The 26,296-nt window shown below is 72.4% G+C and carries 25 protein-coding genes and 1 riboswitch; of the genes, 7 read left to right on the forward strand and 18 right to left on the reverse strand.

The window, feature by feature from the left end:
• Window positions 1-48: 48 nt before the first annotated feature.
• On the reverse strand, window positions 49-1,650 hold the full coding sequence (locus tag QQS16_RS09570) for an amidohydrolase (protein WP_286061194.1): 1,602 nt from the start codon (window positions 1,648-1,650) through the stop codon (window positions 49-51).
• A 47-nt stretch (window positions 1,651-1,697) separates the two neighbouring features.
• The gene (locus tag QQS16_RS09575; RefSeq protein WP_030943199.1) at window positions 1,698-2,138 is read right to left on the reverse strand and encodes an Lrp/AsnC family transcriptional regulator; all 441 of its coding nucleotides are present in this window, start codon (window positions 2,136-2,138) and stop codon (window positions 1,698-1,700) included.
• A 268-nt stretch (window positions 2,139-2,406) separates the two neighbouring features.
• On the opposite strand from QQS16_RS09575, the gene QQS16_RS09580 reads away from it, so the two are divergent.
• Both QQS16_RS09580 and QQS16_RS43925 read left to right on the forward strand, forming a co-directional pair.
• Window positions 2,407-2,847, forward strand: a complete 441-nt coding sequence (locus QQS16_RS09580; RefSeq protein ID WP_286061195.1) for a hypothetical protein — start codon at window positions 2,407-2,409, stop codon at window positions 2,845-2,847.
• Window positions 2,848-3,041: 194 nt separating this feature from the next.
• Entirely contained in the window at window positions 3,042-3,302 is a 261-nt protein-coding gene (locus QQS16_RS43925; protein ID WP_286061196.1) for a hypothetical protein, read from the forward strand.
• On the opposite strand, the gene QQS16_RS09590 is transcribed toward QQS16_RS43925, so the two are convergent.
• Window positions 3,265-4,437, reverse strand: a complete 1,173-nt coding sequence (locus QQS16_RS09590) for an acyl-CoA dehydrogenase family protein (RefSeq protein WP_286061197.1) — start codon at window positions 4,435-4,437, stop codon at window positions 3,265-3,267. The two genes, QQS16_RS43925 and QQS16_RS09590, sit on opposite strands and share 38 nt — an antisense overlap.
• 334 nt (window positions 4,438-4,771) lie before the next feature.
• Here QQS16_RS09590 and QQS16_RS09595 point away from each other — a divergent pair, with 334 nt between their 5' ends.
• Entirely contained in the window at window positions 4,772-6,034 is a 1,263-nt protein-coding gene (locus QQS16_RS09595) for a glycoside hydrolase family 18 protein (protein ID WP_286061198.1), read from the forward strand.
• 124 nt (window positions 6,035-6,158) lie between these two features.
• Here the strand turns inward: QQS16_RS09595 and QQS16_RS09600 are convergent, their stop codons facing one another.
• The 3 genes from QQS16_RS09600 to QQS16_RS09610 all read right to left on the reverse strand — a co-directional run bounded on the left by QQS16_RS09600 (window position 6,159) and on the right by QQS16_RS09610 (window position 8,529).
• On the reverse strand, window positions 6,159-6,821 hold the full coding sequence (locus QQS16_RS09600; RefSeq protein WP_286061199.1) for a TetR/AcrR family transcriptional regulator: 663 nt from the start codon (window positions 6,819-6,821) through the stop codon (window positions 6,159-6,161).
• Between the two features lie 63 nt (window positions 6,822-6,884).
• On the reverse strand, window positions 6,885-7,025 hold the full coding sequence (locus tag QQS16_RS09605) for an SCO1431 family membrane protein (RefSeq protein ID WP_286061200.1): 141 nt from the start codon (window positions 7,023-7,025) through the stop codon (window positions 6,885-6,887).
• 142 nt (window positions 7,026-7,167) lie between these two features.
• Window positions 7,168-8,529: a C39 family peptidase gene (locus QQS16_RS09610; RefSeq protein WP_286061201.1), complete on the reverse strand. Its 1,362-nt coding sequence runs from the start codon at window positions 8,527-8,529 to the stop codon at window positions 7,168-7,170.
• Between the two features lie 313 nt (window positions 8,530-8,842).
• Between QQS16_RS09610 and QQS16_RS09615 the strand changes: the two genes are divergently transcribed.
• Both QQS16_RS09615 and QQS16_RS09620 read left to right on the forward strand, forming a co-directional pair.
• Window positions 8,843-9,463 (forward strand): uridine kinase family protein, encoded by a 621-nt coding sequence (locus tag QQS16_RS09615; protein ID WP_286066271.1) that lies wholly within the window; start codon window positions 8,843-8,845, stop codon window positions 9,461-9,463.
• A gap of 433 nt (window positions 9,464-9,896) precedes the next feature.
• Complete coding sequence (locus tag QQS16_RS09620) at window positions 9,897-11,759, forward strand: AAA family ATPase (protein WP_286061202.1); 1,863 nt, start codon at window positions 9,897-9,899, stop codon at window positions 11,757-11,759.
• A gap of 23 nt (window positions 11,760-11,782) precedes the next feature.
• On the opposite strand, the gene QQS16_RS09625 is transcribed toward QQS16_RS09620, so the two are convergent.
• The 10 genes from QQS16_RS09625 to QQS16_RS09670 form a co-directional block, all read right to left on the reverse strand.
• Window positions 11,783-12,871 (reverse strand): hemolysin family protein, encoded by a 1,089-nt coding sequence (locus QQS16_RS09625; protein ID WP_286061203.1) that lies wholly within the window; start codon window positions 12,869-12,871, stop codon window positions 11,783-11,785.
• Complete coding sequence (locus QQS16_RS09630) at window positions 12,868-14,196, reverse strand: hemolysin family protein (protein ID WP_286061204.1); 1,329 nt, start codon at window positions 14,194-14,196, stop codon at window positions 12,868-12,870. The genes QQS16_RS09625 and QQS16_RS09630 overlap by 4 nt, the downstream gene beginning before the upstream one ends.
• A 231-nt stretch (window positions 14,197-14,427) precedes the next feature.
• The gene (locus QQS16_RS09635) at window positions 14,428-14,883 is read right to left on the reverse strand and encodes a PH domain-containing protein (RefSeq protein WP_286061205.1); all 456 of its coding nucleotides are present in this window, start codon (window positions 14,881-14,883) and stop codon (window positions 14,428-14,430) included.
• A gap of 13 nt (window positions 14,884-14,896) precedes the next feature.
• Window positions 14,897-15,754, reverse strand: coding sequence for an ATP phosphoribosyltransferase (gene hisG / locus QQS16_RS09640; protein WP_286061207.1), 858 nt, complete (start codon window positions 15,752-15,754; stop codon window positions 14,897-14,899).
• Between the two features lie 50 nt (window positions 15,755-15,804).
• On the reverse strand, window positions 15,805-16,077 hold the full coding sequence (locus QQS16_RS09645) for a phosphoribosyl-ATP diphosphatase (protein ID WP_030946750.1): 273 nt from the start codon (window positions 16,075-16,077) through the stop codon (window positions 15,805-15,807).
• A 33-nt stretch (window positions 16,078-16,110) separates the two neighbouring features.
• Window positions 16,111-16,596 (reverse strand): 6,7-dimethyl-8-ribityllumazine synthase, encoded by a 486-nt coding sequence (gene ribH / locus QQS16_RS09650; RefSeq protein WP_286061208.1) that lies wholly within the window; start codon window positions 16,594-16,596, stop codon window positions 16,111-16,113.
• 19 nt (window positions 16,597-16,615) lie between these two features.
• A complete protein-coding gene (locus QQS16_RS09655) occupies window positions 16,616-17,959 on the reverse strand; it encodes a bifunctional 3,4-dihydroxy-2-butanone-4-phosphate synthase/GTP cyclohydrolase II (protein WP_286061209.1) in 1,344 nt (447 codons plus the stop codon).
• Window positions 17,956-18,597, reverse strand: a complete 642-nt coding sequence (locus tag QQS16_RS09660) for a nicotinamide mononucleotide transporter family protein (RefSeq protein ID WP_286061210.1) — start codon at window positions 18,595-18,597, stop codon at window positions 17,956-17,958. The genes QQS16_RS09655 and QQS16_RS09660 overlap by 4 nt, the downstream gene beginning before the upstream one ends.
• Window positions 18,594-19,196 carry a riboflavin synthase gene (locus QQS16_RS09665; RefSeq protein WP_286061211.1) on the reverse strand — a complete coding sequence of 201 codons (603 nt, stop codon included), beginning with the start codon at window positions 19,194-19,196 and terminating at the stop codon, window positions 18,594-18,596. The genes QQS16_RS09660 and QQS16_RS09665 overlap by 4 nt, the downstream gene beginning before the upstream one ends.
• 144 nt (window positions 19,197-19,340) lie before the next feature.
• A riboswitch (FMN riboswitch) is annotated at window positions 19,341-19,471 on the reverse strand.
• 256 nt (window positions 19,472-19,727) lie between these two features.
• Window positions 19,728-21,017, reverse strand: coding sequence for an ROK family transcriptional regulator (locus QQS16_RS09670; protein ID WP_286061212.1), 1,290 nt, complete (start codon window positions 21,015-21,017; stop codon window positions 19,728-19,730).
• Window positions 21,018-21,166: 149 nt separating this feature from the next.
• Here QQS16_RS09670 and QQS16_RS09675 point away from each other — a divergent pair, with 149 nt between their 5' ends.
• Complete coding sequence (locus tag QQS16_RS09675; RefSeq protein ID WP_286061213.1) at window positions 21,167-22,384, forward strand: MFS transporter; 1,218 nt, start codon at window positions 21,167-21,169, stop codon at window positions 22,382-22,384.
• 98 nt (window positions 22,385-22,482) lie between these two features.
• Here QQS16_RS09675 and QQS16_RS09680 read toward each other — a convergent pair whose 3' ends face one another.
• Window positions 22,483-23,652: a glycoside hydrolase family 6 protein gene (locus QQS16_RS09680; RefSeq protein WP_286066272.1), complete on the reverse strand. Its 1,170-nt coding sequence runs from the start codon at window positions 23,650-23,652 to the stop codon at window positions 22,483-22,485.
• 174 nt (window positions 23,653-23,826) lie between these two features.
• On the opposite strand from QQS16_RS09680, the gene QQS16_RS09685 reads away from it, so the two are divergent.
• On the forward strand, window positions 23,827-24,516 hold the full coding sequence (locus tag QQS16_RS09685) for a DUF5995 family protein (protein ID WP_286061214.1): 690 nt from the start codon (window positions 23,827-23,829) through the stop codon (window positions 24,514-24,516).
• Window positions 24,517-24,528: 12 nt separating this feature from the next.
• Here the strand turns inward: QQS16_RS09685 and QQS16_RS09690 are convergent, their stop codons facing one another.
• The gene (locus QQS16_RS09690; protein WP_286061215.1) at window positions 24,529-26,241 is read right to left on the reverse strand and encodes a flavin monoamine oxidase family protein; all 1,713 of its coding nucleotides are present in this window, start codon (window positions 26,239-26,241) and stop codon (window positions 24,529-24,531) included.
• Between the last annotated feature and the right edge of the window lie 55 nt (window positions 26,242-26,296).

Consider the following 26,296-nt stretch of genomic DNA (forward strand, 5'->3'; position numbering starts at 1 on the left):
CGGCGACGGCGTGGCGGGGGCCGATCGGGCGTGCGCCGCCCCAGGAGATCACTCGCCCGGCCGTACGAACACCGTCCGTCCGCCGACCACCGTGCGCAGGCAGACAGGCAGGTCGTGGCCAGGGGTCAGGTCCGGCAGGCCGGGGGTGCCGGAGCGGGGGTCGGTCGACCAGCGGGCCACCCGGTCGTCCGGGGCCTGCACGACCAGCGCGTCGGTGCGCCACACGGCGTAGTCGGCCGGCGCGCCCGGCACCAGCACACCCGCGTCGTCCCGCCCGACGGCCCGCCAGCCGCCCCGCGTGTGCGCGGTGAACGCGGCGCGCGCGGAGACGCGGTGCTCAGGGGTGCGATGGAAGGCCGCCGCGCGGACCGTGCCCCACGGGTCGAGGGGCGTGACCGGGCTGTCCGAGCCGAAGGCGAGCGGGACACCGGCCCGCAGCAGGGCCGCGAAGGGGTTCAGGGTGCGCGCCCGGCCGGCGCCCAGGCGGTGGGCGTACATGCCGTCCTCGCCGCCCCACAGCGCGTCGAAGGCGGGCTGGACGGAGGCGGTCAGGCCGAGTTCGGCGAAGGCGGCGACCGTCTCCGGCGTGAGCATCTCGGCGTGCTCCACGCGATGCCGGGCCGCGCGGACGCGGGCGAGGCCGGCCTTCTCGGCGGCGGCCCGCACGCCCTCGACGACGGCGGTCACGGCGGCGTCCCCGATGGCGTGGAAGCCCGCCTGGAGGCCCGCCTCGGTGCAGGCGACGACATGGGCGGCCACGGCGGCCGCGTCCAGGTGGGCGGTGCCGGTGTGGCCGGCGTCCGCGTACGGCTCGTGCAGACAGGCCGTGTGCGAGCCGAGGGCGCCGTCGACGAACAGGTCGCCGGCCGCGCCGACCGCGCCCAGCTCCCGCGCCTTGTCGACATCGCGTTCCGCCCAGTAGCCGACGACGCGCGGGCCCGGCTCCTCGGCGGCCAGCTCGAGCAGGCCGGTGAGGTCGTCCTCGGAGGAGATCTCCGGCCCTGCGCATTCGTGAACGGATCCGATGCCGAGGGAGGCGGCGTGGGCGAGGGCCGCCCGCTGGGCCTCGGTGCGCTGTCCGGGCGTGACGGCGGCGAGGGCGGTGGCGCGCACGGCGTGGTGGGCGTCGGCGGTGAGTGGGGCGTCCGGCGCGTCGAGGCCGGGGGTCAGGTCGAGCAGGGCCGTGGTGACGACCGCCGAGTGGACGTCGATCCGGCTGAGGTAGAGGGGGCGTCCGCCGGTGGCCGCGTCCAGTTCGGCGCGTGTCGGCGGGCGTCCGCCGGGCCAGCGGGAGGCGTCCCAGCCGTGGCCGAGCAGCACGCGGTCGGCGGGGCGGGCGGCGGCGAAGTCCCGTACGAGGGCGAGGGCCCCCTCCAGGGAGGGGGCGGCGGACAGGTCGAGGCCGGTGAGGGCGAGGCCGGTGGCGGTGGTGTGCACGTGTGCGTCGGTGAACGCGGGGGTGACGAGGGCGCCGTCGAGGTCGACCACCTCGTCGACGCCGTCCGCGAAGGCGTCGGCCGCGCCCTCGGAGCCGACCCAGGCGACCTGGCCGCGCTCGACGACCATCGCGGTGGCGAAGGGGTCGGCGGGGCTGTGGACCTCTCCGCGGCGGAGCAGGACGGTCTTCGGCTGGGCGGTGCGCTCACTCATGGGGAACAGTCTCGCGCCTCGCCGGGACCACCTTGCGGGCAGGTCGGTCAGATCCGCGGCGGCCGTGCCTCGTACGGCGTCGACAGCACCACCGTCGTGCGGGTGGACACGCCCGCCAGCGAGCGCAGGCGGGCCAGCAGCTCCTCCAACTCGTGCGGGGTGGCCACGCGCACCTTGAGGATGTAGTTCTCGTCGCCCGCGACGCTGTGGCAGGCCTCGATCTCGGGGACGTCGGCGAGGCGTTCGGCGATGTCGTCGGGGGCGCTGGGGTCGAACGGTTTCACCGAGATGAAGGCAGTCATCGGCAGCCCGACGGCCTCCGGGTCGACGACCGCGGCGTAACCGCGGATCACGCCCCGCTGCTCCAGCCGGCGCACCCGCTGGTGCACGGCCGACGTGGACAGACCGGTGGCCTTGCCCAGGTCTGTGTAGCTCATCCGCCCGTCCTTGACGAGCAGTTGCACGATCTGTCGGTCGAGCTCCTCCATGGCGCAAGAACCTACAGTGCTCGTGATCTCCACGGATACCCGAGCGGCGCAGGTCATACCCGGTTCGTGATGTGGCCGGGAGCGGGTCGCGGGCCGCCCGGGGACAGTGCGGCCGTGCCGGGCATCTGCGAGCGGCATGTGACGAACGCCACACCTACCGAACAGGCTCCGTGATGTTCTCGTGATTACCGCCGAGACGGGGCGGGAAGTGCTTGCTGTGGTCGAGGCCGCAGCGCCGTCACGGCCCAGTCCGAGGGGGAGAACCCACATGCAGAGTCTTAAGCGCCCTGGTCGTACCGCACCCAAGCGACCGCAGCCGGTGGTCGAGCCCGAGCCGGAGGGCGTCGAACCCGACGCCCTGGACGACGAACTCGACGCGTACGACACCTTCGAGATGTACCGGGTGATCTGCCCGGACTGCGCGCAGCCCATCGCCCTGCTGGCGGACGAGGAGGTCCTGCCGGAGCACGCGCTGTGCGCCTCTCCGTGGAACCCGTTCGGACTCACGGTCTGCGCCGGCACGGGCCGCACGGCCTCCGACGCCCGCCCGGCGGACGAGTCGGTGGAGCTCCAGGAGCAGGACACCGCCCTGCTGTTGACGCTCCCGCAGGGGCTCGACTGGCGGACGCAGCCCTTCTCGCACGTCGGTGGCCCGGGTTCGCGCCCCATCCGGGTGCCGGTGCCCGTCGTGCGCCGCCAGGCCGCCTGAGCGGCCTCGCTCCCACCCCGTGACCGGACCGCGCCACGGCTCGCAGGCCGCCGTGGCGCGGTCCGGTGCGTCCCGGTCGGGGTGACGCTGGGCCGGGGCGCCCGCGCCGCGGGAGGACGACGCCCGGACATCCGTGAACGCACGCCCGATTCCGGCGAGCGGTGACCTGTCCGCGGCCTCCGCGTTGCCCTGGTATGACCCCCACCTCTTCAGCGACCGGGCGTCAACGCCGACTGTTCGTCCCCGCACCGGTTCCCGCGGCCCCGGTATCGGTTCCGCCGGCACCGCCGCAGGTCATGGATCCGCCCATCTACCGCGATCTGCTGCGCGTCTGGGCCGACCGCGGCCGCACTCTGCCGGGGCGCCACGACCCGGAGTGGGTCCGGCTGGCGGCGCCCCAGGTGACCGCCGGGCAGTTCAGCGGGTCTCGGGACCCGCTAGGTGACGGGCGATGACCATCCGCTGGATCTGGTTCGTGCCCTCGACGATCTGCAGGACCTTCGCCTCGCGCATGTACCGCTCGACCGGGAAGTCGGCCGTGTAGCCGTAGCCGCCGAGGACCTGGACGGCGTCGGTGGTCACCTGCATCGCGGTGTCGGTGCAGTGCAGCTTGGCCATCGCCGCCTGCTTGGCGAAGGGCCGGCCCGCGTCCCGCAGCCGCGCCGCCGCCAGGTACAGCGCCCGGCCGGCCTCGATGCGGGTCGCCATGTCGGCGAGCATGAAGCGCAGCCCCTGGAAGTCGGCGATGGGCCGCCCGAACTGCCGCCGAGCGGTCGCGTACGCCACCGCCTCGTCGAGCGCCGCCTGGGCCAGTCCGATGGCGCAGGCGGCGATGCCGAGCCGCCCGGAGTCGAGCGCGGCCAGGGCGATGGCGAATCCCTGGCCCTCCTCGCCGATGCGCCGGTCGTCGGACACGCGCACGCCGTCGAGGTGGACCTGGGCGGTCGGTGAGCCCTTCATGCCCATCTTCTTCTCGGGCGGCGCGGCGCTCAGGCCCTCCGCGTCGCCGGGCACCAGGAACGCGGTGATCCCGCGCGGGCCCTCCTCGCCGGTGCGCGCCATGACGGTGCAGAAGTCGGCGATCCCGCCGTGCGTGATCCACGCCTTGGTGCCGGTGAGCACCCAGCCGTCGCCGTCCCGCACGGCCTTCGTGCGCAGGGAGGCCGCGTCCGACCCGGAGGAGGGCTCGGACAGGCAGTACGCGCCCAGCAGGCCGCCACCGAGCATCGCGGGCAGGTGCTCGACCTGCTGCTCCTTGGTTCCGTAGGCGGCGAGCGCGTAGGCGGACAGGGTGTGCACGCTGGCGCCGAGGCCCACCGTGAGGCGGGCCGCGGCGAGTTCTTCGAGGACCTGGAGGTAGACCTCGTACGGCTGGTCACCGCCGCCGTACTCGGCGTCGTACGGCAGGCCGAGCAGTCCGGACGCGGAGAGCAGGGTGAAGACCTCGCGCGGGAAGCGTCCGGCGTCCTCCTCCTCGGCCGCCTTCGGGGCGATCTCCTGCCGGGCGATGTCGCGGACGAGCGAGATCAGGTCCCGGGCCTCGTCCGTGGGCAGTTGCCGGTCCACCGGCTGCGGGGCGCGGTCGGGCATGGCGACGCTCTCCTCCCTGTGGGGCGCTGACGGGCTGGCCCTTGGGGTGGGGGCGGCTCCGCCGGGTCTCACTGCTGCCGCCAGGCTCGCAGTCCCGGGTCGCGGAAGCTGCTGACCAGCGGCTGTGCGCTGTGAGTATGCCCGATCGGAGGCACCCAGTCACCGGTTAACGACCGCTTACTTCCAGAAGTTCCGAGCCACCCGACCGGCCGTCAATTGGTACAAACCATTGACCGATTGGTCTAGTCCTCTTACTGTGTCGCACCAACGCTTCCCTCGCGTTCATGCCGATCGGCGTGCGTTCCCCTCCCTGTCCCCTGCGAGGAGACACCCGATGCCCATCCCGCTCCGCCCCCGCGCCCGGTTCCGGGCCCTCCTGTCCGCCTCGTGCTGCGCCGCCCTCGGCGCCGGCCTGCTCGCCGGCGCGGGCGCCGCCACCGCCGCACCCGACACCGCCGGGACCCTCTCCGCCGACACGACCGAGGCCGGCAGGGCCGGCTCGAAGGTCGTCGGCTACTTCACCGACTGGGGCATCTACGGCCGCCAGTACTTCGTCAAGAACATCGAGACGTCCGGCTCCGCCGACAAGCTCACCCACATCAACTACGCGTTCGGCAATGTCACCGACGGCAAGTGCGCCCTCGGCGACGCCTGGGCGGACACCGACAAGCCGTTCACCGCCGAGGAGTCCGTGGACGGTGTCGCCGACACCGCGGACCAGCCGCTGAGCGGCAACTTCAACCAACTGCTGAAGCTGAAGAAACTCCACCCCGACCTCAAGGTCATCTGGTCGTTCGGCGGCTGGAGCTGGTCGGGCGGCTTCGGCGAGGCGGCCAAGGACCCGGCGGCCTTCGCCCGGTCCTGCCACGACCTGGTCGAGAACTCGAAGTGGGCGGACGTCTTCGACGGCATCGACATCGACTGGGAGTACCCGAACGCCTGCGGCCTGACCTGCGACACCAGCGGCCGGAAGGCGTTCCGGGACGTGATGGCCGCACTGCGCGCCGAGTTCGGCAGGCGGCAGCTGGTCACCGCGGCGATCACCGCGGACGCCACCCCCGGCGGCAGGATCGACGCGGCCGACTACGCCGGCGCGGCCCGGTTCGTCGACTGGTACAACCCGATGACGTACGACTACTTCGGCACCTGGGCCGCCGCCGGCCCCACGGCGCCCCACTCGCCGCTGACCTCCTACAAGGGCATCCCGGAGGAGGGCTACAACACCGCCGCCACCATCGCCAAGCTCAAGAGCCTGGGCATCCCGTCCTCGAAGCTGCTGCTCGGCCTCGGCTTCTACGGGCGCGGCTGGACCGGCGTCACCCAGGCGAAGCCCGGCGGCACGGCCACCGGCCCGGCGGCGGGCACGTACGAGGCGGGATTCGAGGACTACAAGGTGCTCAGGACCGCATGCCCCCCGACCGGGACCGTGGGCGGCACCGCCTACGCCAAGTGCGGTGACGACTGGTGGAGTTACGACACCCCGAAGACGATCGAGGGGAAGATGCGGTACAAGGACGCGCAGCGGCTGGGCGGCACGTTCTTCTGGGAGCTGAGCGGGGACACCGCGGACGGTGAGCTGATCAAGGCCATCAAGTAGCCCCGGTCACGGGGGAGACGGGGCGGAGGACCACGAGCCTCCGCCCCGTCCCGCGTGCGTCGTCCCCTCAGGCGTCCCCTCGACCGCCGTCCCGTCGACCGCCGTCCCGTCGACCGCCGCCCCGTCAGCCGCCGTCGCGACGGGCCGGTCCCGGAGCCGGATACCCCGGGTCCATCTCCTCGATGGCCCGCATCGATCCGCCGAGCGTCTTCACCAGCAGTTCGCGCATCGTGTCGCGGGACAGCGGGGAGCCGTCGATCCAGTCGAGGGCGGCGCCCTCCACGCTGCACACCCAGGCGAGCAGGCCCATGCGGGCCAAGGGAGCGATGTCGGCGCGGCCGTAGGCCCCTTCGGCGATGGTCGCGACGATCACCTCGCGCACGCCGTCCCGGATGGCGTGCACCTCCGTGTCGAAGCCCACGCCGCCGCTGACAATGGTGCGGTAGGCGGCGTGGTTGTGCTCGGCGTAGCGCAGATAGCTGTCGATGGTGCGGTGGACCCGGTCCACCGGCTCCAGTTCGAGGCCGTCGGCCGCGTAGGTGACCAGGTCGACGACGGAGTCCTGGATGATCGCCAGGTAGTAGCCGCGCTTGGACTGGAAGTAGTAGTAGATCAACCCCTTGGCGACCCGCGCCTGCCGGGCGATGTCGTCCATGGAGAGCGCGTCGTACGACGTGTCGGCGAACAACCTGCGCCCGATGGCGATGAGTTCGGCACGGCGTGCGACGGAGCGCTCGGTGCCGCGCACCCGGGGACGGGCGGCTTCGCGCTGTTGACTCATCTGCAATTCGACCCTGGTCTCAGCGGGCGGCGGGAGTCTCGCAGTATGCCAGGTCGGTTGTGGACCAGGTCACAGCAGACCGAGCTGCGTCACGAGCATCGCGATGACCACCACGAGGGTCCAGCCCATGAGGTGCTCGACGATCTTCGGGCCGTCTTCCTGGGGCCCGCCGGTACGGGTGCGGGCGGCGGTGGCTGCGGGTGTGGTCATGGCGTCTCGCTGAAGGTCGGCTGTGCGGTGGACTCCCCCGAGTCTTCTGTCCACCTTGCCAGCAATGTCGGCTTGTGCGGCGGAGACGTTGGTCACACGCCGACGGCCTCCGGCCGGTCGCCGGAGGCCGCCGCCACGGGACTCAGCGCACACCCACCGCCGCGAGCGCCTGGCGCTGGCGCGGGGTCGGGTGGGCCGGGAAGTACAGATAGCAGACACCGCCGGTGCCGGAGACGACCTTGCCCGAGGCGTTGTACCGCTTGGTGCGGAGCCAGATGTTCTCCCACTCCCGCCGCCGGTAGACGCGCCGCACCGCCTCGTTGCTCGGCGAGGCCGGGTCGTTGGCGATCACGTCCCCGTCGGCGGTGAAGCCGATGACGGTCATCAGGTGGCCGGCGGTGCCGTACCCCGCCCCCGTGAGCTCCTCCTTGAGGAAGGACTGTGACGTGATGGCCGGGACACCGGCCGCGATCAGCGTCTCCAGGTCGGTGAGCGAGCCGAGCCGGGTCACCACGCCCTGGAGTCCCTTGAAGGTGGCCGCGTAGGCCGCGTTGAACGGCCAGTTGCCGCAGCCGGCGTACTGGTGGTCGTAGGTGTACCGGGCCGCGTGGCACACCTGCGGATCCGCGAAGGCCGGGTTCACCCAGGCCAGTTGGGCGGCGGTGAGCCGACCGCCCCAGTACTCGATGATCATCTGCGAGGAGGTGGGGCTGCACCATGCCTCGCCGCCGTTGTCGTACTCGGGGTACTGGCCGACGTGGATCTCCTGCGAGTAGCGCGGGACGACCAGCTCCTTGGCCCGAGCCGGCACGGAGGCGGGGACGGTGAAGCGGTCGGGAACGTCGGAGCCCATCGCGCCGACCCGCCAGACGGTGGGCGTGGCCTTGGTGCCGGGCTTCCGGTACAGGGTGAGGCGCAGGCGGTACGAGGCCAGGCGCAGACCGGTGGCCGGGTCGTCGATCGCGAAGGTGTCCGTCCAGATCGTGCTCCTGCCGTCGGTCTGGTCGTCGACCGATGTCCGCCGGATGTCCTGGTCGCCGGCCGCCCAGCGGCCCAGCACGTACCAGGGGGTGGCCGTGCCGTCGGAGTACGTCCCCTTCAGCTCGATCTGGATCCAGGTGCCGGCCGGCGTGTGCGCGTTCCAGGACGCGATCACCTCCGTGGCGGGGACGGCGAGGCCGTGGACGGGGGACGTCCAGGTCCCGTACTCCCAGGCGGCGGTCCTGCCGGTGTGCGGGTCGGTGTAGTCGGCGGTGCCCGCGGGGGTGCCGATCGCCATGCCCGGACGGGCTCCGGCGACGGCCCGGGTGCCCCGCGCGGTGCCCCCGCGCCAGTCGGCGTACGTGATCCAGGCGCGGTTGTCGACCGTGCGGGCCGGGGCCCGGACGGGGTCCGTGGTGCCGGGGGCGTCGGCGGCGGTCGCCGCGCCCGCGCCTCCGGTCACGGTGGCCGCGACCGCGGCGGCGAGGACGTTGCGGCGGGACGGCTGTCGGGATCTGCTCATGCGGACTGACCCCCAGGTGTCCGAGTCGGGGCGGGTTCGGTGCACGGTGTCGCGCCCACTATGGAGCAGGCCGCAGGCTCCGGCCAGCACTTGGGCCCGTGCCGCGCTGACCAATATGGGTCTGGTCCACTGGCACGGCGGCCGGACTCGGCGGCCGGGCCGAAAGGGCCGCACAACCTGGCGGTGGCCGGCCCGGCGATCAGGCCGAAGGGCCGCACAACCTGGCGGCCGCCGGGCCCGGCGATCAGGCCGAAGGGCCGCGTAGCCTGGCACCAGCACGCCCGCCCGCCTCCCCTCGCCCCCAGGAACCGTCATTCACGAGCTCGCCGCCCGGTTGCGCCGCCTCCCCCCGTCCTGCGGCCCGGTCCGTCTGATCGGGATCGACGGGCACGCCGGATCCGGGAAGTCGACGTTCGCCGGACGGCTGGCCCGCGCGCTGGACGCCGCGCCGGTGCTGCGTCTCGACGACCTCGCCAGCCATGACGCGCTCTTCGCCTGGACGCGGCGGCTGCGGACCGAGGTGATCGACCCGCTCAGCCGGGGCGAGAGCGCGCACTACGCCCCCTATGACTGGCACGCCCGCCGCTTCGGACCGCCCCGGGCGTTGCCGCCCGCCGAGGTGGTCCTCGTGGAGGGGGTCGGAGCGGGCCGTCGCGACCTGCGTCCGTGGCTGGCCCGTCTGCTGTGGATGGAGGTGCCCCGCGAGGAGTCGTGGGCGCGCGGACGTGAACGGGACGGGGAGGAGCAGCGGGACTTCTGGGACGGGTGGGTCCAGGCGGAACGACGGCATTTCGCCGAGGATCCCTCCCGGCCCTTCGCCGACCTCCTGGTACGGCAGTGCGAGAAGGGTTATGAGGTGCTTCCCGGGCCTGCCGGGACCGGTGGATCGGACCCGTGCGTCACGTACGGTGACGGACCGTCCGCAGTGTGCTGAACTTGTGAAGAGCCGTCCCGGACAACTTCCCCAAGTGCTCCAACTCGGCTTGACCCAGGGGCCGTACAGGTCTTACGTTTCCAATGTGCGGCCGTTCGCAGGCCGCCCGCAGACACGAAGCCCCCGGTTGTTCCCCCGTGATCGGGGGCTTCGTTCTGCCCTGAAGCGCACTTTTCGGGCGCCGCGTGACACGATTCGCTCACCCTCGGTCACCACGCGGAATGCGCGTATCTGCTCCGACCTCGTCGAACGGCCTGTGCGGCACCCTTCGGTGGGCGACACCCGCGCAGGTACGATGCCCTCGGTGCGACCTGGGGACGGCTGCTCTGCGCACCGTTGCAACTCCGGTCCGCCGCACAGCGGTTGACCAAGGCGGCCGACGGGCATCGGCCCGTCGGCGAACCAAACGGGGGCACGGTTTGTGGGGGACGTGATGGACTTCGGCACGCGGGGCCCGGAGGCCCCGGCCGACCTCGCCTGGCTGCGAGGCGTGGACGCCTACACGATGGGCGCCTATCCGCAGGCGGAGGAGGAGTTCCGCACCGCGGTGCGGATCGATCCCGGGATGGCCGACGGCTGGCTCGGACTGCACGCGCTGCGGGTCGACACGACGACCGCGCTGCTGCGGATGTTCCGGCACCGCGGCCGCTTCGGCGAACAGCGCACCCGGCACCGCCGCACCCTCAACTCCTGGTACTGGCTGGGCTGGTGGGTGCAGCCGGTGCTGGAGAGCCCGCGCGACCTGCTGCTCGCGCACGCCTCGCACTGGCTGGACGGACGGCACGTCCCGGAGCTGGACCGGGCCCTCGCGGGCCTGCCGCCGGTGGACGCCGACCCCCAGGTCCGCTTCCTGCACGCCTGCCGCGCCTACCTGGTCAAGGACTGGGAGCAACTGGTCCGGCACACCGACCCGTTGATCAACGACCCCCTGCTCGGTATCGAGGCGGGCCTGTTCGGCGGCATGGCCCGGGTCCGGCTGGAGATGTACGGGCAGGCCGAGCCGCTCCTGTCGTCCGCCCTGATGCGCTGCCGCAGCGAGCAGCCGCAGCGCAAGGAGTTGCGCTACTGGCTGGCGCGGGCCCACGAGGGCACCGGCCGCTCGGCCGCCGCCCTCCCGCTGTACCGGGCCGTGCACCGCGTCGACCCCGCCTTCATGGACACCTCGGCCCGGCTGGCCGCGATCTCCGAGGGCGACGGGTACGACGAGACGACCGACCTCGCGGCGATCGCCCTCGCCGGGGCCGGGCAGGACATGGCGGACGGCCCCGACGGACTCGAGCCGCTCTTCGGCACCGAGGGACGCGAGCTGAAGCTCACGGACCCGGATCCGCCGGTCTCCGTGCCCCTGCCGCCGGCGACCGGCCCGGCGGTGCGCGAGAAGCTGGTGTCCTCGTCGTCGCTGCCCGCCGGGCCCACCGATCCCGCCCTGCTCGACGAGGCGCTCGCCGAGCTGGAACGCATGGTGGGCCTGGAGCCCGTGAAGCGCCAGGTGAAAGCGTTGTCGGCGCAGCTGAACATGGCCCGGCTGCGGGCCGGCCAGGGGCTGCCGGTCCAGCCGCCGAAGCGCCACTTCGTCTTCTCGGGCCCGTCCGGCACCGGCAAGACCACGGTCGCCCGGATCCTCGGCCGGGTCTTCTACGCCCTCGGGCTGCTCGGCGGCGACCACCTCGTGGAGGCGCAGCGGGCTGACCTGGTGGGCGAGTACCTCGGCCAGACGGCCGTCAAGGCCAACGAGCTGATCGACTCCGCGCTCGGCGGGGTCCTCTTCGTCGACGAGGCGTACTCGTTGTCGAACTCCGGCTACGGCAAGGGCGACGCGTACGGCGACGAGGCGTTGCAGGTGCTGCTGAAGCGGGCGGAGGACAACCGGGACCACCTGGTGGTGATCCTGGCCGGCTACCCGGAGGGCATGGACCGTCTGCTCGCCGCCAACCCCGGGCTGTCGTCCCGGTTCACCACCCGCGTCGACTTCCCCTCGTACCGTCCGCTCGAACTCACCTCCATCGGCGAGGTGCTGGCCGCGGAGAACGGGGACGTGTGGGACGAGGAGGCGCTGGACGAGCTGCGCTCGATCGCCGGGCACGTGGTCGACCAGGGGTGGATCGACGAGCTGGGCAACGGCCGGTTCCTGCGCACGCTGTACGAGAAGAGCTGCGCGTACCGGGATCTTCGGCTGTCGACGTATCCGGGCATGCTGACCCGGGACGACCTGTCGACGCTGCGCCTGCCGGACCTCATGCAGGCGTACGGCGAGGTGCTGTCGGGGCGGGGGCCGCAGGATCCGCCGATGATGTGACGGATCCCGCGGCCGGCCGGCCGTCAGCTCGCCAGCGCCTCCTCCGGCTCCCCGCTCACCCGCGGCTCGGCCACCCGCACCCCCGGCACCTCCCGGTGCGCGGGATCCCGCACCTCGCCCACCAGCAGCTCCAGGACGTCCTCCAGCGCGACCAGACCCAGCACCCGGCCGGACGCGTCGGCCACCTGGGCCAAGTGCGTGGCGGCCCGGCGCATCACCGTCAGGGCGTCGTCCAGCGGCAGGTCGGACCTGAGCGTCGTCATCGGCCGCCACACCTGCTGCGGCACCGCCCGCTCGGAGTCCTCCAGATCGAGTACGTCCTTCACGTGCAGATAGCCCATGAAGGCGCCGTTCTTCTCGGCCGCCACCGGGAAACGGGAGTATCCGGTGCGGGCGGTCAGCTCGACGATCTGGCCCGGGGTCACCGACGGGCCGACCGTCACCAGGGACTCGCGCCCCAGCAGGACGTCGGTCACCGGCCGGGAGCCCAGCTCCAGGGCGTCCTCCAGGCGTTCCTGCTCGTCGGGGTCGAGCAGGCCGGCCTGGCCGGAGTCCTCCACCAGCCGGTTGAGCTGCTCGCTGGTGAAGACCGCCTCGACCTCGTCCTTGGGCTCGACGTGGAAGAGCCGCAGGATGGCCTGCGCGCAGGCACCGAGGGCGGCGGTGATCGGCCTGCACAGGCGGGCGAAGCCGACCAGGCCCGGACCGAGCCACAGCGCGGCCTTCTCCGGGGCCGCCATCGCGAGGTTCTTCGGGACCATCTCGCCGATGACGAGGTGGAAGAAGACGACGGCGGCGAGCGCGATCACATAGGTGAGCGGGTGGATCACGCCGTGCGGCAGGTGGACCCACGCGAAGACCGGCTCCAGCAGGTGCGCCACCGTCGGTTCGGCGACCGCGCCCAGGGTCAGCGAGCAGACGGTGATGCCGAACTGGGCGGCGGCCATCATCTCCGGCAGCCGCTCCAGGCCGTACAGGACCTGGCGGGCGCGGGTGGTGCCGAGCGGTTCGATCTGGCTGCGGCGCACGGAGACGAGCGCGAACTCGGCGCCGACGAAGAAGCCGTTGGCGAGCACGAGCAGCGCGGCGAACAGGAGTTGGAGGACGCTCATCGGGCCGCCTCCACCACGACGGGGGCCGTCCGGACCAGTCGGACCCGCTCCGCGCGGTAGTGCCCGACCTGGCGCACGGTCAGCCGCCAGCCGGGCAGTTCCGTCCGGTCGCCGACGGCCGGGATCCGGCCGAGCAGGTCGGCGACCAGGCCGGCGACGGTCTCGTACGGCCCCTCCGGCACGTCGAGGCCGACGCGCTGGAGGACGTCGACGCGGCAGCTGCCGTCGGCCTCCCACGCGGGCCGGCCGTCCTCCGGCGGGGCGACGGCGAGTTCGGGCAGATCCTGCCCGTCGTGCTCGTCGCGGACCTCGCCGACGATCTCCTCGACGATGTCCTCCAGGGTGACGACGCCGGCCGTGCCGCCGTACTCGTCGACGACGACGGCGATGGGCTGCTCGTTGCGCAGCTGCGCGAGCAGGGGCCGCACCGGCAGCGTCTCCGGTACGAGCAGCGCCGGACGCGCGATGCGCCCCACGGGCGTGCGCAGCCGGTCGTGCACGGGCACGGCCAGCGCGTCCTTGAGGTGCACCATGCCGACGACCTCGTCGATCCTCTCGTGGTAGACGGGGAAACGGGACAGGCCGGTGGCGCGGGTCAGGTTGACCACGTCCTCGGCGGTCGCCGACGACTGGAGCGCGCTGACCCGCACCCGCGGGGTCATGACATGCTGCGCGGTCAGCCCGGCGAGGGACAGCGTGCGCACGAAGAGGTCCGCGGTGTCCTGCTCCAGGGCGCCGGCCCGCGCGGAGTGCCGGGCCAGGGAGACCAGTTCACCGGGGGTGCGGGCGGAGGCCAGTTCCTCGGTGGGCTCCACGCCCATCGCGCGGACGAGACGGTTGGCGACCGCGTTCAGGCAGGCGATCACCGGGTGGAACAGACGGGCGAAGGCGTGCTGCGGGCCGGCGACGAACCGCGCGACCTGCATCGGCTTGGACACCGCCCAGTTCTTGGGCACGAGCTCGCCGATCACCATCTGCACGGCCGAGGCCAGCAGCATGCCGACGACCACGGCGACACCGGGGACGGCTCCCTCCGGGACACCGGTCGCGGTGACGGGGCCGTCCAGCAGCTGCGCGAGCGCCGGTTCGGCGAGCATGCCGACGACGAGGGAGGTGATGGTGATGCCGAGCTGGGTGCCGGAGAGCTGGAAGGACAGCTCCTTGAGGGACTCGACGACCGTACGGGCCCGTCGGTCGCCCTCGGCGGCGGCCTTCTCGGCGTCCGTCGCCTCGACCGTCACCAGGCCGAACTCGGCCGCCACGAAGAATCCGTTGGCGAGAATCAGCAGGAACGCCGCTCCGAGGAGCAGCAGGGGGATGGTCATGATGCCGCCGCCTCCGCGTACGCGCGCACTGCGAGGTCGCAGTCAGCGGTATGTCGGCAGGGGGCGGCGCAGGTACTACAGGACGATCCGTCCATCGCCGGAGAGGGTCACTCCTCGCGTAGCAGGAACCCTGTGCGCCGGTCGGCGCACGAGGGCGGAGGCGCAGCGATACGCCTCCGCCACCAGATTAATCAGGACACCGGCCCGTGCGGCAGGGTGGACCGCCCCCGGTCAGTCCTGATCTTCGTCGGGACGGGCCGTGGAGCGGGCCTCGGCGAGTGCCCGCAGGGTGCGTGCGTCGGCGATGGCCTGCTGCTTGGCGATGCCCGGCTGGATGCCGAGCGCGGGCAGGCTGGTGCCGTCGCTGAGGTCGATGAACACCCAGGGGTCGCCGGGGCGCAGGTTCACCTGGATGATCTCGGCCCAGTCCAGGTGGCGTCGGCCGGCGATGTTGACCACGGTGACGCCGGACTCGTCGGCGACGACTTTCGGCCGGGACAGGGTGAGCAGCACACCGAACAGGAGTGCCGCCGTGAGGACGAAGCTGAGGCGCTCCCCGGTGCTGAGCTGCTCCAGCAGCATCGCGATCGTCGTGATGACCACGAAGATCGCGACGCCGGCGGTGAGCAGGACGACGCGGGTGCGCGCCGGCCGGAAGGTGACGGGGAGGGCGGGAAGGTCGGACATCGTTCGGGATCCCTCAGAGACGGCAGGCGTGGATGGCCGTCGTCAGGATGGCCCGGGCGCCGATGTCGTAGAGGTCGTCCATGATCCGCTGGGCTTCCTTGGCGGGGACCATCGCGCGCACGGCGACCCAGCCCTCGTTGTGCAGCGGGGAGACGGTCGGCGACTCCAGGCCCGGCGTGAGCGCGACGGCCTTCTCCAGCTGCTCCACGCGGCAGTCGTAGTCCATCATCACGTACGTCCGGGCCACCAGGACGCCCTGGAGGCGGCGCAGGAACTGCTGCACCTTGGACTCGGCGCTTTCGTCGGCGTCCCCTCCGGTGCGGCGGATAACCACGGCCTCGGACTTCATGATCGGCTCGCCGATGACCTCCAGGCCCGCGTTGCGCAGCGAGGTGCCGGTCTCGACGACGTCCGCGATGACCTCGGCGACGCCCAGCTCTATGGCCGTCTCGACGGCGCCGTCGAGGTGGACGACGGAGGCGTCGATGCCGTGGTCGGCGAGGTGCTGGGCGACGATGCCCTCGTAGGAGGTGGCGACCGTCATGCCGTTCAGGTCCTGGACGCCGCTCGCCGTGCCCGGCTTGGTGGCGTAGCGGAAGGTGGAGCGGGCGAAGCCGAGGGGGAGGATCTCCTCGGCCTTGGCGCCGGAGTCGATCAGCAGGTCACGGCCGGTGATGCCGATGTCGAGCTTGCCGGAGGAGACGTAGATCGCGATGTCGCGGGGGCGGAGGTAGAAGAACTCGACCTCGTTCTCCGGGTCGACGATCCGCAGTTCCTTGGACTCGCGGCGCTGCTGGTAGCCGGCCTCATGCAGCATCTCCGCCGCAGGTCCTGACAGGGAACCCTTGTTGGGGACGGCGATGCGCAGCATGAGGTCGGCTTCCTTTGTTCGTTTCGTACGGGGTGGGTGCGGGGGACGGCTCAGAGGTGGGCGTAGACGTCGTCCAGGGAGATGCCGCGAGCGACCATCATCACCTGGACGTGGTACAGCAGCTGCGAGATCTCCTCGGCGGCTGCCTCCTTGCCCTCGTACTCGGCGGCCATCCAGACCTCGGCGGCCTCTTCGACGACCTTCTTGCCGATGGCATGGACACCCTTGCCCACCAGTTCCGCGGTGCGGGAGGTGGCGGGGTCGCCGTGTGCGGCCTTGTGCTGGAGCTCGGTGAACAGCTCCTCGAACGTCTTATTGGACATGGTGGCGCCCACTTTACGCGTGTGCCGGCCCGGCTATCGCCACGGTTCGGATACTGAGCGGAGGGTGGCCGCGGTGGCCACGGCCGCGGTCACGGCCTCGTGGCCCTTGTCCTCGCGCGACCCCTCGATGCCGGCCCGGTCCAGGGCCTGCTCCTCGGTGTCGCAGGTGAGCAGGCCGAAGCCGACCGGGACGCCGGTGTCGACCGAGACCTGGGTGAGGCCCTGGGTCACGCCCTGGCACACGTACTCGAAGTGCGGGGTGCCGCCGCGGATCACGACGCCGAGGGCGACGATCGCGTCGTAGCCGCGGCCCGCGAGGACCTTGGCGACGACCGGGAGTTCCCAGCTGCCGGGGACCCGCAGCAGGGTCGGCTCGTCGATCCCCAGGTCGTGCAGGGCGCGCAGGGCGCCGTCCACCAGGCCGTCCATCACCTTCTCGTGCCACTGTGCCGCGACGACGGCGACCCGCAGGTCTCCGACGCCTTGTACGGACAGTTCCGGTGCACCCTTGCCGCTCACGTCTCTCCTTGCTGGTCTGTTACTGGTTGCCGCAGGTGGAGACGGGAGTCGTCTCCAGCCAGGGCAGGTCGTGTCCCATCCGGTCCCGCTTGGTGCGCAGGTAGCGGAGGTTGTGCTCGCCCGCCTGTACCGGCATCGGCTCGCGGCCGGTGACCTTGAGCCCGTGGCGGACGAGCGCGTCGGTCTTCTCGGGGTTGTTGGTCATCAGGCGCAGGCTGCGGACGCCGAGGTCGTCCAGGATCTGCGCGCCGGCGCCGTAGTCCCGGGCGTCGGCGGGCAGGCCCAGTTCCAGGTTGGCGTCGAGGGTGTCGTGGCCCTGCTCCTGGAGTTCGTAGGCGCGGAGCTTGGACAGCAGGCCGATGCCGCGTCCCTCGTGGCCGCGCAGGTAGACCACCACGCCCCGGCCCTCGGCCTGGATGCGTTCCAGGGAGGCGTCGAGCTGGGGACCGCAGTCGCAGCGCGCGGAGCCGAAGACGTCGCCGGTGAGGCATTCGGAGTGCACGCGGACCAGGATGTCCGCGCCGTCACCGAGCTCGCCGTGGACGAGGGCGACGTGCTCGACGCCGTCGACGGTGGAGCGGTAGCCGTACGCCGTGAACTCGCCGTGCCGGGTGGGCAGGCGGGTCTCGGCCTCGCGGCGGACGGTGGGCTCGGCGCTGCGGCGGTAGGCGATCAGGTCCTCGATGGAGATGATCGCCAGGCCGTGCTTGCGGGCGAAGGGGATCAGCTCGGGCAGCCGCAGCATCCGGCCGTCCTCCCCGGCGATCTCGACGATCGCGCCGGCCGGGCGCAGACCCGCGAGGCGGGCGAGGTCGACGGCGGCCTCGGTGTGGCCGTTGCGCGCGAGCACGCCGCCGGGCCTGGCGCGCAGCGGGAAGATGTGTCCGGGGCGGACCAGGTCCGACGGCTGGGCCGTGCCGCCGGCGAGCAGCTGGAGCGTGGTGGCGCGGTCGGAGGCCGAGATCCCGGTGCTCACCCCGTGGGCGGCCGTGGCGTCCACGGAGACGGTGAACGCGGTCTTCATCGACTCGGTGTTGTCGTCGACCATCTGCGGGAGCCGGAGCCGGTCCAGTTCGTCGCCCTCCATGGGGGCGCAGATCAGGCCGCGGCACTCGCTCATCATGAAGGCGACGATCTCGGGGGTCACCTTCTCGGCGGCCACGACGAGGTCGCCCTCGTTCTCCCGGTCCTCGTCGTCGACGACCACGATCGGGCGGCCGGCCGCGATGTCCGCGAGGGCCTGCTCGATCGGGTCGAGCGCGAAGTCCTCGAGACCGTCGGTGCTGTACAGGATCGGCGGGATCGAAGGGGTGGCGCGCGGCGCCTCGTTCGGGGTGGTGGCGGGAGACGGGTGGGCGCTCATGCCGGCGCTCCTTCCAGGCTGGGCTGCGCGGCCCCGCGGGAGCGCAGCCACCAGTCGCGCATGCCCCACAGGACGAGCGCGCCGTAGATGACGTAGACGAAGCCGGAGAAGGCGTAGCCGTTGGCGAAGTTCAGCGGGACGCCGACCAGGTCGACCAGCAGCCAGGCGAACCAGAACTCGACCATGCCGCGGGCCTGGGCGTACATGGCGACGACGGTGCCGACGAAGATGTACGCGTCCGGCCAGGGGTCCCAGGACAGGCTCGGGTAGGCCTTGAAGAGGAGGGCCACCGCGACCGTGCCGACGGCGGCGGCGCCGGCCATCGCCGCACGCTCGCGCCAGGTGGCGAAGCGCGGGGTGATGGCGCCGTCCGCGGAGCCGCCCCTGTCACGGTTCCACTGCCACCAGCCGTACAGCGCGACGACCATGACGACGGCCTGCTTGCCCGCGCTGCCGGTCAGGTGGCCGAAGAAGGCCCCGAAGAGGATGAGGCCGGACAGGAACTGGACGGGCCAGCTCCAGATGGACCGGCGCCAGCCGAGGGCGAGGGCGACCAGACCGAGGATGTTGCCGATCATGTCCGACCACAGGATGTGCTGGTCGAAGAGGACGAACGCCTCCGAGTTCAGCTCGTTCACCGGGCCGCCCCCTGACCGGCCATCATCCGCTCGACGTACTTGGCGATGATGTCGACCTCCAGGTTGACCGGGTCGCCGGGCTGCTTGCGGCCGAGCGTGGTCAGGGCGAGGGTGGTCGGGATGAGGCTGACGGTGAAGTGGTCCGGGCCGGCGTCGACGACGGTGAGGCTGATGCCGTCGACGGTGATGGACCCCTTCTCGACGACGTAGCGCGCGAGGTCCTGGGGGAGGGAGATCCTCACGATCTCCCAGTGCTCGGACGGTGTGCGCTCCACCACCTCGCCGGTGCCGTCGACATGGCCCTGCACGATGTGGCCGCCGAGGCGGTCGCCCACCGCGGTGGGGCGTTCCAGGTTGACGCGGGAACCGACGGCGAGGGCGCCCAGGCTGGAGCGGCTGAGGGTCTCGGCCATCACGTCGGCGGTGAACTCGTCGCCCTCGTGGTCGACGACCGTGAGACACACGCCGTTGACGGCGATGGAGTCACCGTGTTTCGCGCCCTCGGTGACGACGGGGCCACGCAGCCGGAAGCGCGAGGCGTCGCCGAGGTTCTCGACGGCGGTGACCTCGCCCAGCTCTTCGACGATTCCGGTGAACACGTCCCGGGTCCTCCTGCCTCTTCGGGCACGGACTCCGGGGCTGTCGATGACGACAGAATGTACGAGCGGGTACACCGGGGCGACGCCGGACAGGGCTCGCCTCATGGACGAACCGGTACGGCGGCGCGCACGAATGCCCGCCCGCCGCGCACTGCCTCCCATCCGGACTTTAACCGTCGGTCCAGGAATTTCACCTGGTCAACCGGTCGCTGGAGGCGACCGGGTCGCGGACTGTAACCGCCGGTTCGGACTTTCACCGACCCCGGAGTGCGCTGCTTCTGGTACAGGGCCAGTGTGCCACGCCTGATCGACGTCCATACGGGTGAGCAGTGTGGGGTAGGTCACAGAGCGTACCGGGGATGTCACGGGGGCGAGGAATGGGCCACGCCTTGGTCCATACCTCTTGACGTAATGGTCTAGTCCTTTTACTGTCGGCGCACGGTCCGGCGACGGTGACGACGGCCCTTGCCCGCCGCCGGACCCCTCAGCGAACACGGCGAACACCCTGGACCAACCGAGCGGCGGGTTGCTTCAGCCTGGCCTCCGCGGCGCGAACAGTTCGTCCTGCGCCTGGTCCCGCGCCGTGAGCAGCGCCCCGCGCAGCACCGCTCCCCCGCCCAGGACGCTGGGCCGCACCTCCGTGGGCAGCGGCGACAACCGCGCGAGCCGGTCCTGGACGCGCCGGGCCAGGACGTGGCCGCCCGCGCGGCCGACCTCGCCGGCCAGCACCACGCAGCCGGGGTCCAGGACGGAGATCACGGCCGCCGCCCCGAGCGCGACCCGGTCGGCGAGGGAGTCGAGGAAACGGTCGGCCGCGGCGGAGGGACCGCGGGACGGACCGGCGGACGAACCAGTAGACGGACCGGAGGACCGATCCTCGGACGCGCCGCCAGACGAACCGGAGGACCGACCGGCGGACGCGCCGGAGGCCACCGCCGCCCGCACGAGCGCCGCCGCGTGCGGCTCGTGCGCGGCGGCCGTGGCCGTCACACCGAACTCCGCCGCGAGGGCCGCCACCGCGCCCGCGCCCGCCAGCGAGTGGAAGCCGCCGTCGCAGCCGGTCGCCGACGGCAGCCCCGCCGTCCCCGGCACCGGCAGGAAACCGATCTCCCCCGCGCCGCCCGAGGCACCCCGGCGCAGCGTCCCGTCGAGCACCACCGCCGCGCCGATGCCCATCCCGAACCAGAGCAGCACGAAGGTGTCCCGGTCCCGGGCCGCGCCGTCGCGCTGTTCCGCCAGCGCCGCGAGGTTGGTCTCGTTCTCCACGCTGAACCGGGCGTCCGGGAGCCGCTCCTGCAGGGCGGCCACCAGGCGCCGGTGCCAGGCGGGCAGGCCCGAGGAGTCGCGGAGTTCGCCGCTCGTCGGGTCGATCAGGCCGGGCGCGCCGATGCCGACGGTGTGCAGCCGTTCGGCCCCGGCCTCCTTCGCCACGCGCTCGACCAGCGCGACCGCCTGCTCCACGGCACCCCCGGTGCCCGCGTCGTCGCCGATCGGTACGGACGCCTCGGCGAGCACCTGCCCGAGCAGGTCGGAGACGACCACGGCGACGCCCTCGGTACGGACGTCCAGAGCGGCCAGATGGGCGCGGTCGGCGACGAGCCCGTACAGCTTCGCGTTCGGGCCGCGCCGCTGTTCGCCGGACTCCCCCACCACCGCGATCAGGCCGGAGTCGGTGAGGCGTTCGACGAGGTCGGCGACGGTCGGCCGGGACAGGCCGGTCAGCTGCTTCAACTGCCCCGCCGTCAGCGGTCCTTCGCGTTGGAGCAGGCGCAGGGCGTGCCGGTCGTTGATGGCCCGGGCGGTGCTCGGGGATGCGGGCATGCCGGGATCCTTCCAGATCGGCGGGGGCCGTTCGCGGACGGTCGGGTGCCCGCTATCTATCAGGCAGGCTTCCTGATAGTTTACGGCCTCGCGCGGGAGGTTGCGGGAAGCGCCGCATGGAGAGCCGCAGAACGGGGAGAGGCCGGAGGATGAGTGACGTGGTCTACGACCGGCACCAGGTGAGGCGGGCCCGGTACGCCGTGGCCGCCGTGTTCGCCGTGCACGGCGCCGTCACCGGCTCGTTCGCCACCCGGGTGCCGTGGGTCCAGGACCACGCCTCGGTCAGCGCGGGACAGCTGGGCCTGGCCCTGGCCTTCCCCGCGCTCGGCGCGTCCGTGGCGATGCCGCTCGCGGGCGGCATCACGCACCGCTTCGGCGCCCGGAACGCCCTGCGCGGCCTCATCGCCCTGTGGACGGTGTCCCTGGTCCTGCCCGCCCTCGCCCCGAACCTGCTGACGCTGTGCCTGGCCCTGTTCGTCTACGGCGCCACGGCGGGCATGGCCGACGTGGCGATGAACGCGCTCGGCGTGGAGGTCGAGAACCGGCTGGGCCGGTCGATCATGTCGGGCCTGCACGGCATGTGGAGTGCGGGCGCCCTGGTCGGCTCGGCGGCGGGCACACTCGCCGCGCACCTGGGATCGGACGCCCGGCTGCACCACGCGCTGGCCGCCGCCGTCCTGACCGTGCTGGGCGTGGCCGCGTGCGGGTGGGTGCTGGACCTGCAGCCCGCCGAGGACGAGGAGCCGCCGCCCCGCTTCGCGCTGCCGCCGAGGTCGGCGCTGCTCATCGGCGCGGTCGGGTTCTGCGCGGTGTTCGCGGAGGGCGCGAGCCTCGACTGGTCGGCGGTCTATCTGCGGGACCAGCTGGGCAGCTCGGCGGGACTGGCGGCCGCCTGCACCACGGGCTTCACGCTCACCATGGCGATCGCCCGGATCGCCGGCGACAAGGTGGTGGACCGGTTCGGCTCGGTGCGCACGGTCCGGGTGGGCGGGGTGCTGGCCGTCGCGGGCGGGCTGCTCATCGTCGTCGCGGACCATCCCGCGGTGGCCATGGCCGGATTCGCGCTGATGGGTCTGGGCATCGCCGTCGTCGTCCCGCTGTGCTTCGCGGCGGCGGGCCGCAGCGGCCCGAACCCCAGCCTGGCCATCGCGGGCGTCGCGACCATCACGTACACCTCGGGCCTGGTCGCGCCGAGCGCCATCGGCGGCCTGGCCGAGGCGACCAGCCTGATGGTGTCGTTCGGTCTGGTGACGGTACTGGCCTGCGGGCTCGTGCTCTTCGCGGGAGTGCTGCGCACGGCCGACCGCGACCGGCCGAAGGTCAGCCGCGACAACAGGCCCGCGCCCGTGGCCGACCCGCGGCCCTGAACTCCTCGCTCCCGGGCACGGCGAGTCCTTCCGTCAGGGCGGGGAGCTCCTCGTTGCGGGGCCGCGGTCGGCGGGCGGCTGGCGGCGGGTGTCGCGGCTCAGCGCGCCAGTTCGTAGGCGTACGACGGCGAGAACGTGCCGGGCGAGCCCTTGCAGCCGTCCGACTCCCCCGGCAGCTTCACCCACAGGTAGGCGTCGATCCGGGCCTGACCGGTGTCCAGCGTGGGCGCCCGGCCGATCATGCGGCCCGAGGGGTCGCACCACTGGCCGGCGGCCGGGGCCCCGTTGCCGTTGCGGCTGGTGTCGATGACGGCGCCCAGACTCGCCGGGCCGCCCAGCGCGTCGAGGACCCGGCGGTCGTAGGCGATCTCGTCGGCCGTGCGGTGGAAGTTGGAGACATTGCTGAAGACGCCGTCGGAGGAGGCGGCCGATGCGGCGCCCGCCTGTCTCAGCCAGCCCGCCTGCTTCGCGGGCGCGTGCCAGCCGGAGTGGCCGGCGTCGTAGTAGACCCGCGCGTCGGGGTTGGCGGCCTTGAGGACGCGGCCCGCGCGGGCCAGCGAGGCGAAGCGGCGGGAGCGTTCGCCCGAGGACAGGCACTCGGCCTGGGCGACCGAGTCGGGCTCCAGGATGACGACGACCTCACCGGAGCCCAGCCCGGCGGCGAAGGCGTCGATCCAGTCGTCGTAGGCGTCCAGTCCGGGCGCTCCGCCCTGCGAGGCGCCACCGCAGTCACGGTCCGGGATGGTGTACGCCACGACCACCGGGACCCGGCCCTGCGCGGCACCGCCCGAGGTGACCGCGCGGACCCGGGAGGTGATGGTCGACGGCGTGAAGTCGGCGAACCAGACCGCCGCCGGCCGGTCGGCGATGCGCGACTCTATGACCGCCTGCCGCGGGTCGCCGGTGTGGGTGCGCACCCAGTCGAGCACCTGGGACTCGGGGTGACGGTAGAGCCGGGTGGACGCGGTGGCGGTCAGGTCCTGCTCCTGGTCCTGCTCCTGGTCCTGGCCCTGGTCCGGCTTCCCGGTCCGCTCCGTCCGTGGGGTCGTCGGCGTGGCACCGGCCTGCTTCCTGAGCGTCGCGGAGGGCGAGACGGGCGCGCCGGTCGGCGGCGAGGCGGACGGTGTCGGTACGGCGGGCAGGGGCGCCAGGTAGGGCGAGTCGGTGACCACGGGCCGCGCCTCGTCGGAGCCGCGCCGTTCGTCGAGCGCGGACACCATCCCGGCCGCGGTGGCGACCGCGACGACGACGGAGGCCACCGTGACCATGGCGGCACGCCGCGCGGTCCTCCTGCGCTCGGTCCGACGCGTGGCCAGTCGCTGAGCACGCGAGCGTGACACGGAGCTGCTCCCCTCCCCCACGACGGACGCGCGTTCCCCCTTTCTGGGGAAGCGCCGGGCCCGCCGGTACCCGGGTCAGCCTAAAGCTGCGACTCTGCCCCCATGGTGCAATGCGAACAATTCACCACCCCCGTGGACACGGTCGTCTCCCGTATGCGCGCGCTCGACGCGGTGCTGCCGGCGGGAGACGGAGTCGCGGTGTTCAACCGCGTCTACCTCGCGGTCACCGAGGCGGTCGACCGACGCATCGACAGTGGCCGGTGCGGGGACCCGCGGGCCGCGATCACGCTGGACGTACGGTTCGCGGAGCGCTATCTGGCCGCCGTCGAGACGGTGGCCGACGAGCGGCGGCCACCGGCCTGCTGGCGGCCCCTGTTCCAGATGCGCCGCCACCCCGGAGTACGCCCGTTGCAGTTCGCGCTGGCGGGCATCAACGCGCACATCGGCCACGACCTCGCGCTCGCCGTCGTGGACACCTGTCGTACGCTCGGCTGCGAACCCGTCGAGCTGGAGGACGAGTTCGACCACGTGGGCGATCTCCTCGTCTCGCTGGAAGAGCGGATCCGCGAGGATCTGATGCCCGGCCCCGACCTCCTCCAGATCGCCGACCCGCTCACCCACCTGCTCGGCTCGTGGAGCCTGGAGCGCGCCCGTGACGCCACCTGGACGGCGGCCCGGGCCCTGTGGGCCCTGCGCGTGCTGCCCGACATCGCCACGGAGTTCACCGAGCGCCTCGACACGGCGGTGGGCCTGGCGGGGCGGATGCTGCTCACGCCCCTGCCCGACCGGTGAGCGGGGGCGGTCCTAGTCCTCCGGGAGTTCGACGGGCGCGATCTCGTCGTACACGTCGCCGGGGCCCGGGTTCGTCGGGTCGGTCGTGCCGCCGAACTGGTGCATGACGCCCCAGACGGCGTTCAGGGCGGTCTGGACGGCGCCCTCGGCCCAGCCGGCCGTCCAGGAGATGTCGTCGCCGGCCAGGAAGACGCCCCGCTGGTGCTCGGGCAGCCGGTCCTGCATGAAGTGGGTGAACAGGCGCCGCTGGTAGCGGTAGTGACCGGGCAGGTTGGCCTTGAACGCGCCCATGAAGTAGGGCTCGTTCTCCCAGGAGACGGTGACCGGGTTGCCGATGATGTGCTTGCGGATGTCGACCTTCGGATAGATCTCGCCGAGCGACTTCAGCATGACCTCCATCCGCTCGTTCGCGGACAGCGGGAGCCACTTGAGGCTGTCGTCGCACCAGGTGTAGGAGAGGCAGATGACGGCGGGCTTGTCGGGGCCGTCGTCGAGGAGGTAGGTGCCGCGGGTCATGCGGTCGGTGAGGGTCATCGACATGACGTCCCGGCCGGTCGGGTTTCCCCGGTCGTCGACGGCCTTGTCCAGCCAGAACGGCCGGTCCACCGGCACGAACAGCTTGCTGGACTCCATGTAGTGGGTGCGCTCGATCGCCGTCCAGTGGTCGATCGGGAAGAGCGAGTCGTCGCAGGCGATCTTCGACAGCAGCATCCAGGACTGGGCGGTGAAGATCACCGCCTGGTACGTGCGGATGTCGCCGTCGGCGTCCGTCACCGTGATCCGGTCGCCGGCGGTCCGGTGCAGCCGGGTCACGGCCGGGCGGGGCTCGCCGTTCCGGTGCAGGCTCGCGAGGGAGGTCCCGTACGGCCAGTGGACGATCTTCTCCGGCTCGCGCTCCCACAGGCGCAGCGGCAGTTGCTGGGAGCCGCCGACGATGCCGCGGTGGTGGTCGTCGGCCTCGGTGTAGACGACGCGGAGGATCTCCAGGATGGAGTTCGGGAAGTCGGTGTCCCAGCCGCCGGTGCCGAAGCCGACCTGGCCGAAGATCTCCCGGTGCCGGAACGACCTGAACGCCTCGGAGTCGCAGAGGAAGCCGTAGAAGGTCTGGTTGTCGAGCTTCTCGACCAGCTCGGCCCAGATCTCCCGGATGCGCGGGACATCGCGCTCGCGCATCGCGCGGTTCATGTCGGAGAAGTCGGCGCCCTCTTCCAGGCAGGCGTTCCAGGCGGCGGCGACGTCCCGGTAGACCTGGGGCAGGTCGTCGATGGTCTCGGCGTAGTGCGACTCGCCCTTGAGGTCGACGACGGTCGAGGGGGTCGCCTCGGAGAGGGGGTTGGGGAACGGGCGGGTCTCGAGGCCCACCAGGTCGATGTAGTGCTGCAGGGCCGTGGAGGACGGCGGGAAGCGCATCGCGCCCATCTCCGCGGTGAGGGACGGGTCGCAGCCGTCGAAGCCGACCGTCCGCAGCCGGCCCCCGATCCGGTCCGCCTCGTAGACGACGGGCTTGAGGCCCATCTTCATCAGCTCGTACGCGGCCACGATGCCGGACAGACCGCCGCCGATGACCGCCACCTCGGTGCCGTGCTCGGTCGCCGGGATCTGGCCGAGGCCCGCCGGATGGGCGAGGAAGTCGTCGTAGGCGTACGGGAAGTCCGGGCCGAACATGGTGATCGGCGGCTGCTGCTCGTCTGCGTGCTCGACGGCGTTGGGCACGGTGGACGTCATGGGGTACGGACTCCTTGCGGAAAGAACTCGGGGGGTGTCGGGGACGTCAGGAGGG

Origin of the sequence: Streptomyces sp. ALI-76-A (assembly GCF_030287445.1) — a bacterium.
Taxonomy (GTDB): Bacteria; Actinomycetota; Actinomycetes; order Streptomycetales; family Streptomycetaceae; genus Streptomyces.

What these genes read in the sequence shown, in the direction of transcription:
- QQS16_RS09630 (WP_286061204.1), bottom strand. Translation starts at nt 14,196, where the DNA reads ATGACCATCCCCCTGCTGCTCCTCGGAGCGGCGTTCCTGCTGATTCTC.
- QQS16_RS09645 (WP_030946750.1), bottom strand. Translation starts at nt 16,077, where the DNA reads ATGTCCAATAAGACGTTCGAGGAGCTGTTCACCGAGCTCCAGCACAAG.
- QQS16_RS09655 (WP_286061209.1), bottom strand. Translation starts at nt 17,959, where the DNA reads ATGAGCGCCCACCCGTCTCCCGCCACCACCCCGAACGAGGCGCCGCGC.
- QQS16_RS09575 (WP_030943199.1), bottom strand. Translation starts at nt 2,138, where the DNA reads ATGGAGGAGCTCGACCGACAGATCGTGCAACTGCTCGTCAAGGACGGG.
- QQS16_RS09625 (WP_286061203.1), bottom strand. Translation starts at nt 12,871, where the DNA reads ATGAGCGTCCTCCAACTCCTGTTCGCCGCGCTGCTCGTGCTCGCCAAC.
- QQS16_RS09675 (WP_286061213.1), top strand. Translation starts at nt 21,167, where the DNA reads ATGAGTGACGTGGTCTACGACCGGCACCAGGTGAGGCGGGCCCGGTAC.
- QQS16_RS09690 (WP_286061215.1), bottom strand. Translation starts at nt 26,241, where the DNA reads ATGACGTCCACCGTGCCCAACGCCGTCGAGCACGCAGACGAGCAGCAG.
- QQS16_RS09685 (WP_286061214.1), top strand. Translation starts at nt 23,827, where the DNA reads ATGGTGCAATGCGAACAATTCACCACCCCCGTGGACACGGTCGTCTCC.
- QQS16_RS09605 (WP_286061200.1), bottom strand. Translation starts at nt 7,025, where the DNA reads ATGACCACACCCGCAGCCACCGCCGCCCGCACCCGTACCGGCGGGCCC.
- QQS16_RS09590 (WP_286061197.1), bottom strand. Translation starts at nt 4,437, where the DNA reads ATGCCCGACCGCGCCCCGCAGCCGGTGGACCGGCAACTGCCCACGGAC.
- QQS16_RS09580 (WP_286061195.1), top strand. Translation starts at nt 2,407, where the DNA reads ATGCAGAGTCTTAAGCGCCCTGGTCGTACCGCACCCAAGCGACCGCAG.
- QQS16_RS09570 (WP_286061194.1), bottom strand. Translation starts at nt 1,650, where the DNA reads ATGAGTGAGCGCACCGCCCAGCCGAAGACCGTCCTGCTCCGCCGCGGA.
- QQS16_RS09635 (WP_286061205.1), bottom strand. Translation starts at nt 14,883, where the DNA reads ATGTCCGACCTTCCCGCCCTCCCCGTCACCTTCCGGCCGGCGCGCACC.
- QQS16_RS09610 (WP_286061201.1), bottom strand. Translation starts at nt 8,529, where the DNA reads ATGAGCAGATCCCGACAGCCGTCCCGCCGCAACGTCCTCGCCGCCGCG.
- QQS16_RS09670 (WP_286061212.1), bottom strand. Translation starts at nt 21,017, where the DNA reads ATGCCCGCATCCCCGAGCACCGCCCGGGCCATCAACGACCGGCACGCC.
- QQS16_RS09595 (WP_286061198.1), top strand. Translation starts at nt 4,772, where the DNA reads ATGCCCATCCCGCTCCGCCCCCGCGCCCGGTTCCGGGCCCTCCTGTCC.
- QQS16_RS43925 (WP_286061196.1), top strand. Translation starts at nt 3,042, where the DNA reads ATGACCCCCACCTCTTCAGCGACCGGGCGTCAACGCCGACTGTTCGTC.
- hisG (WP_286061207.1), bottom strand. Translation starts at nt 15,754, where the DNA reads ATGCTGCGCATCGCCGTCCCCAACAAGGGTTCCCTGTCAGGACCTGCG.
- QQS16_RS09680 (WP_286066272.1), bottom strand. Translation starts at nt 23,652, where the DNA reads ATGGTCACGGTGGCCTCCGTCGTCGTCGCGGTCGCCACCGCGGCCGGG.
- QQS16_RS09620 (WP_286061202.1), top strand. Translation starts at nt 9,897, where the DNA reads ATGGACTTCGGCACGCGGGGCCCGGAGGCCCCGGCCGACCTCGCCTGG.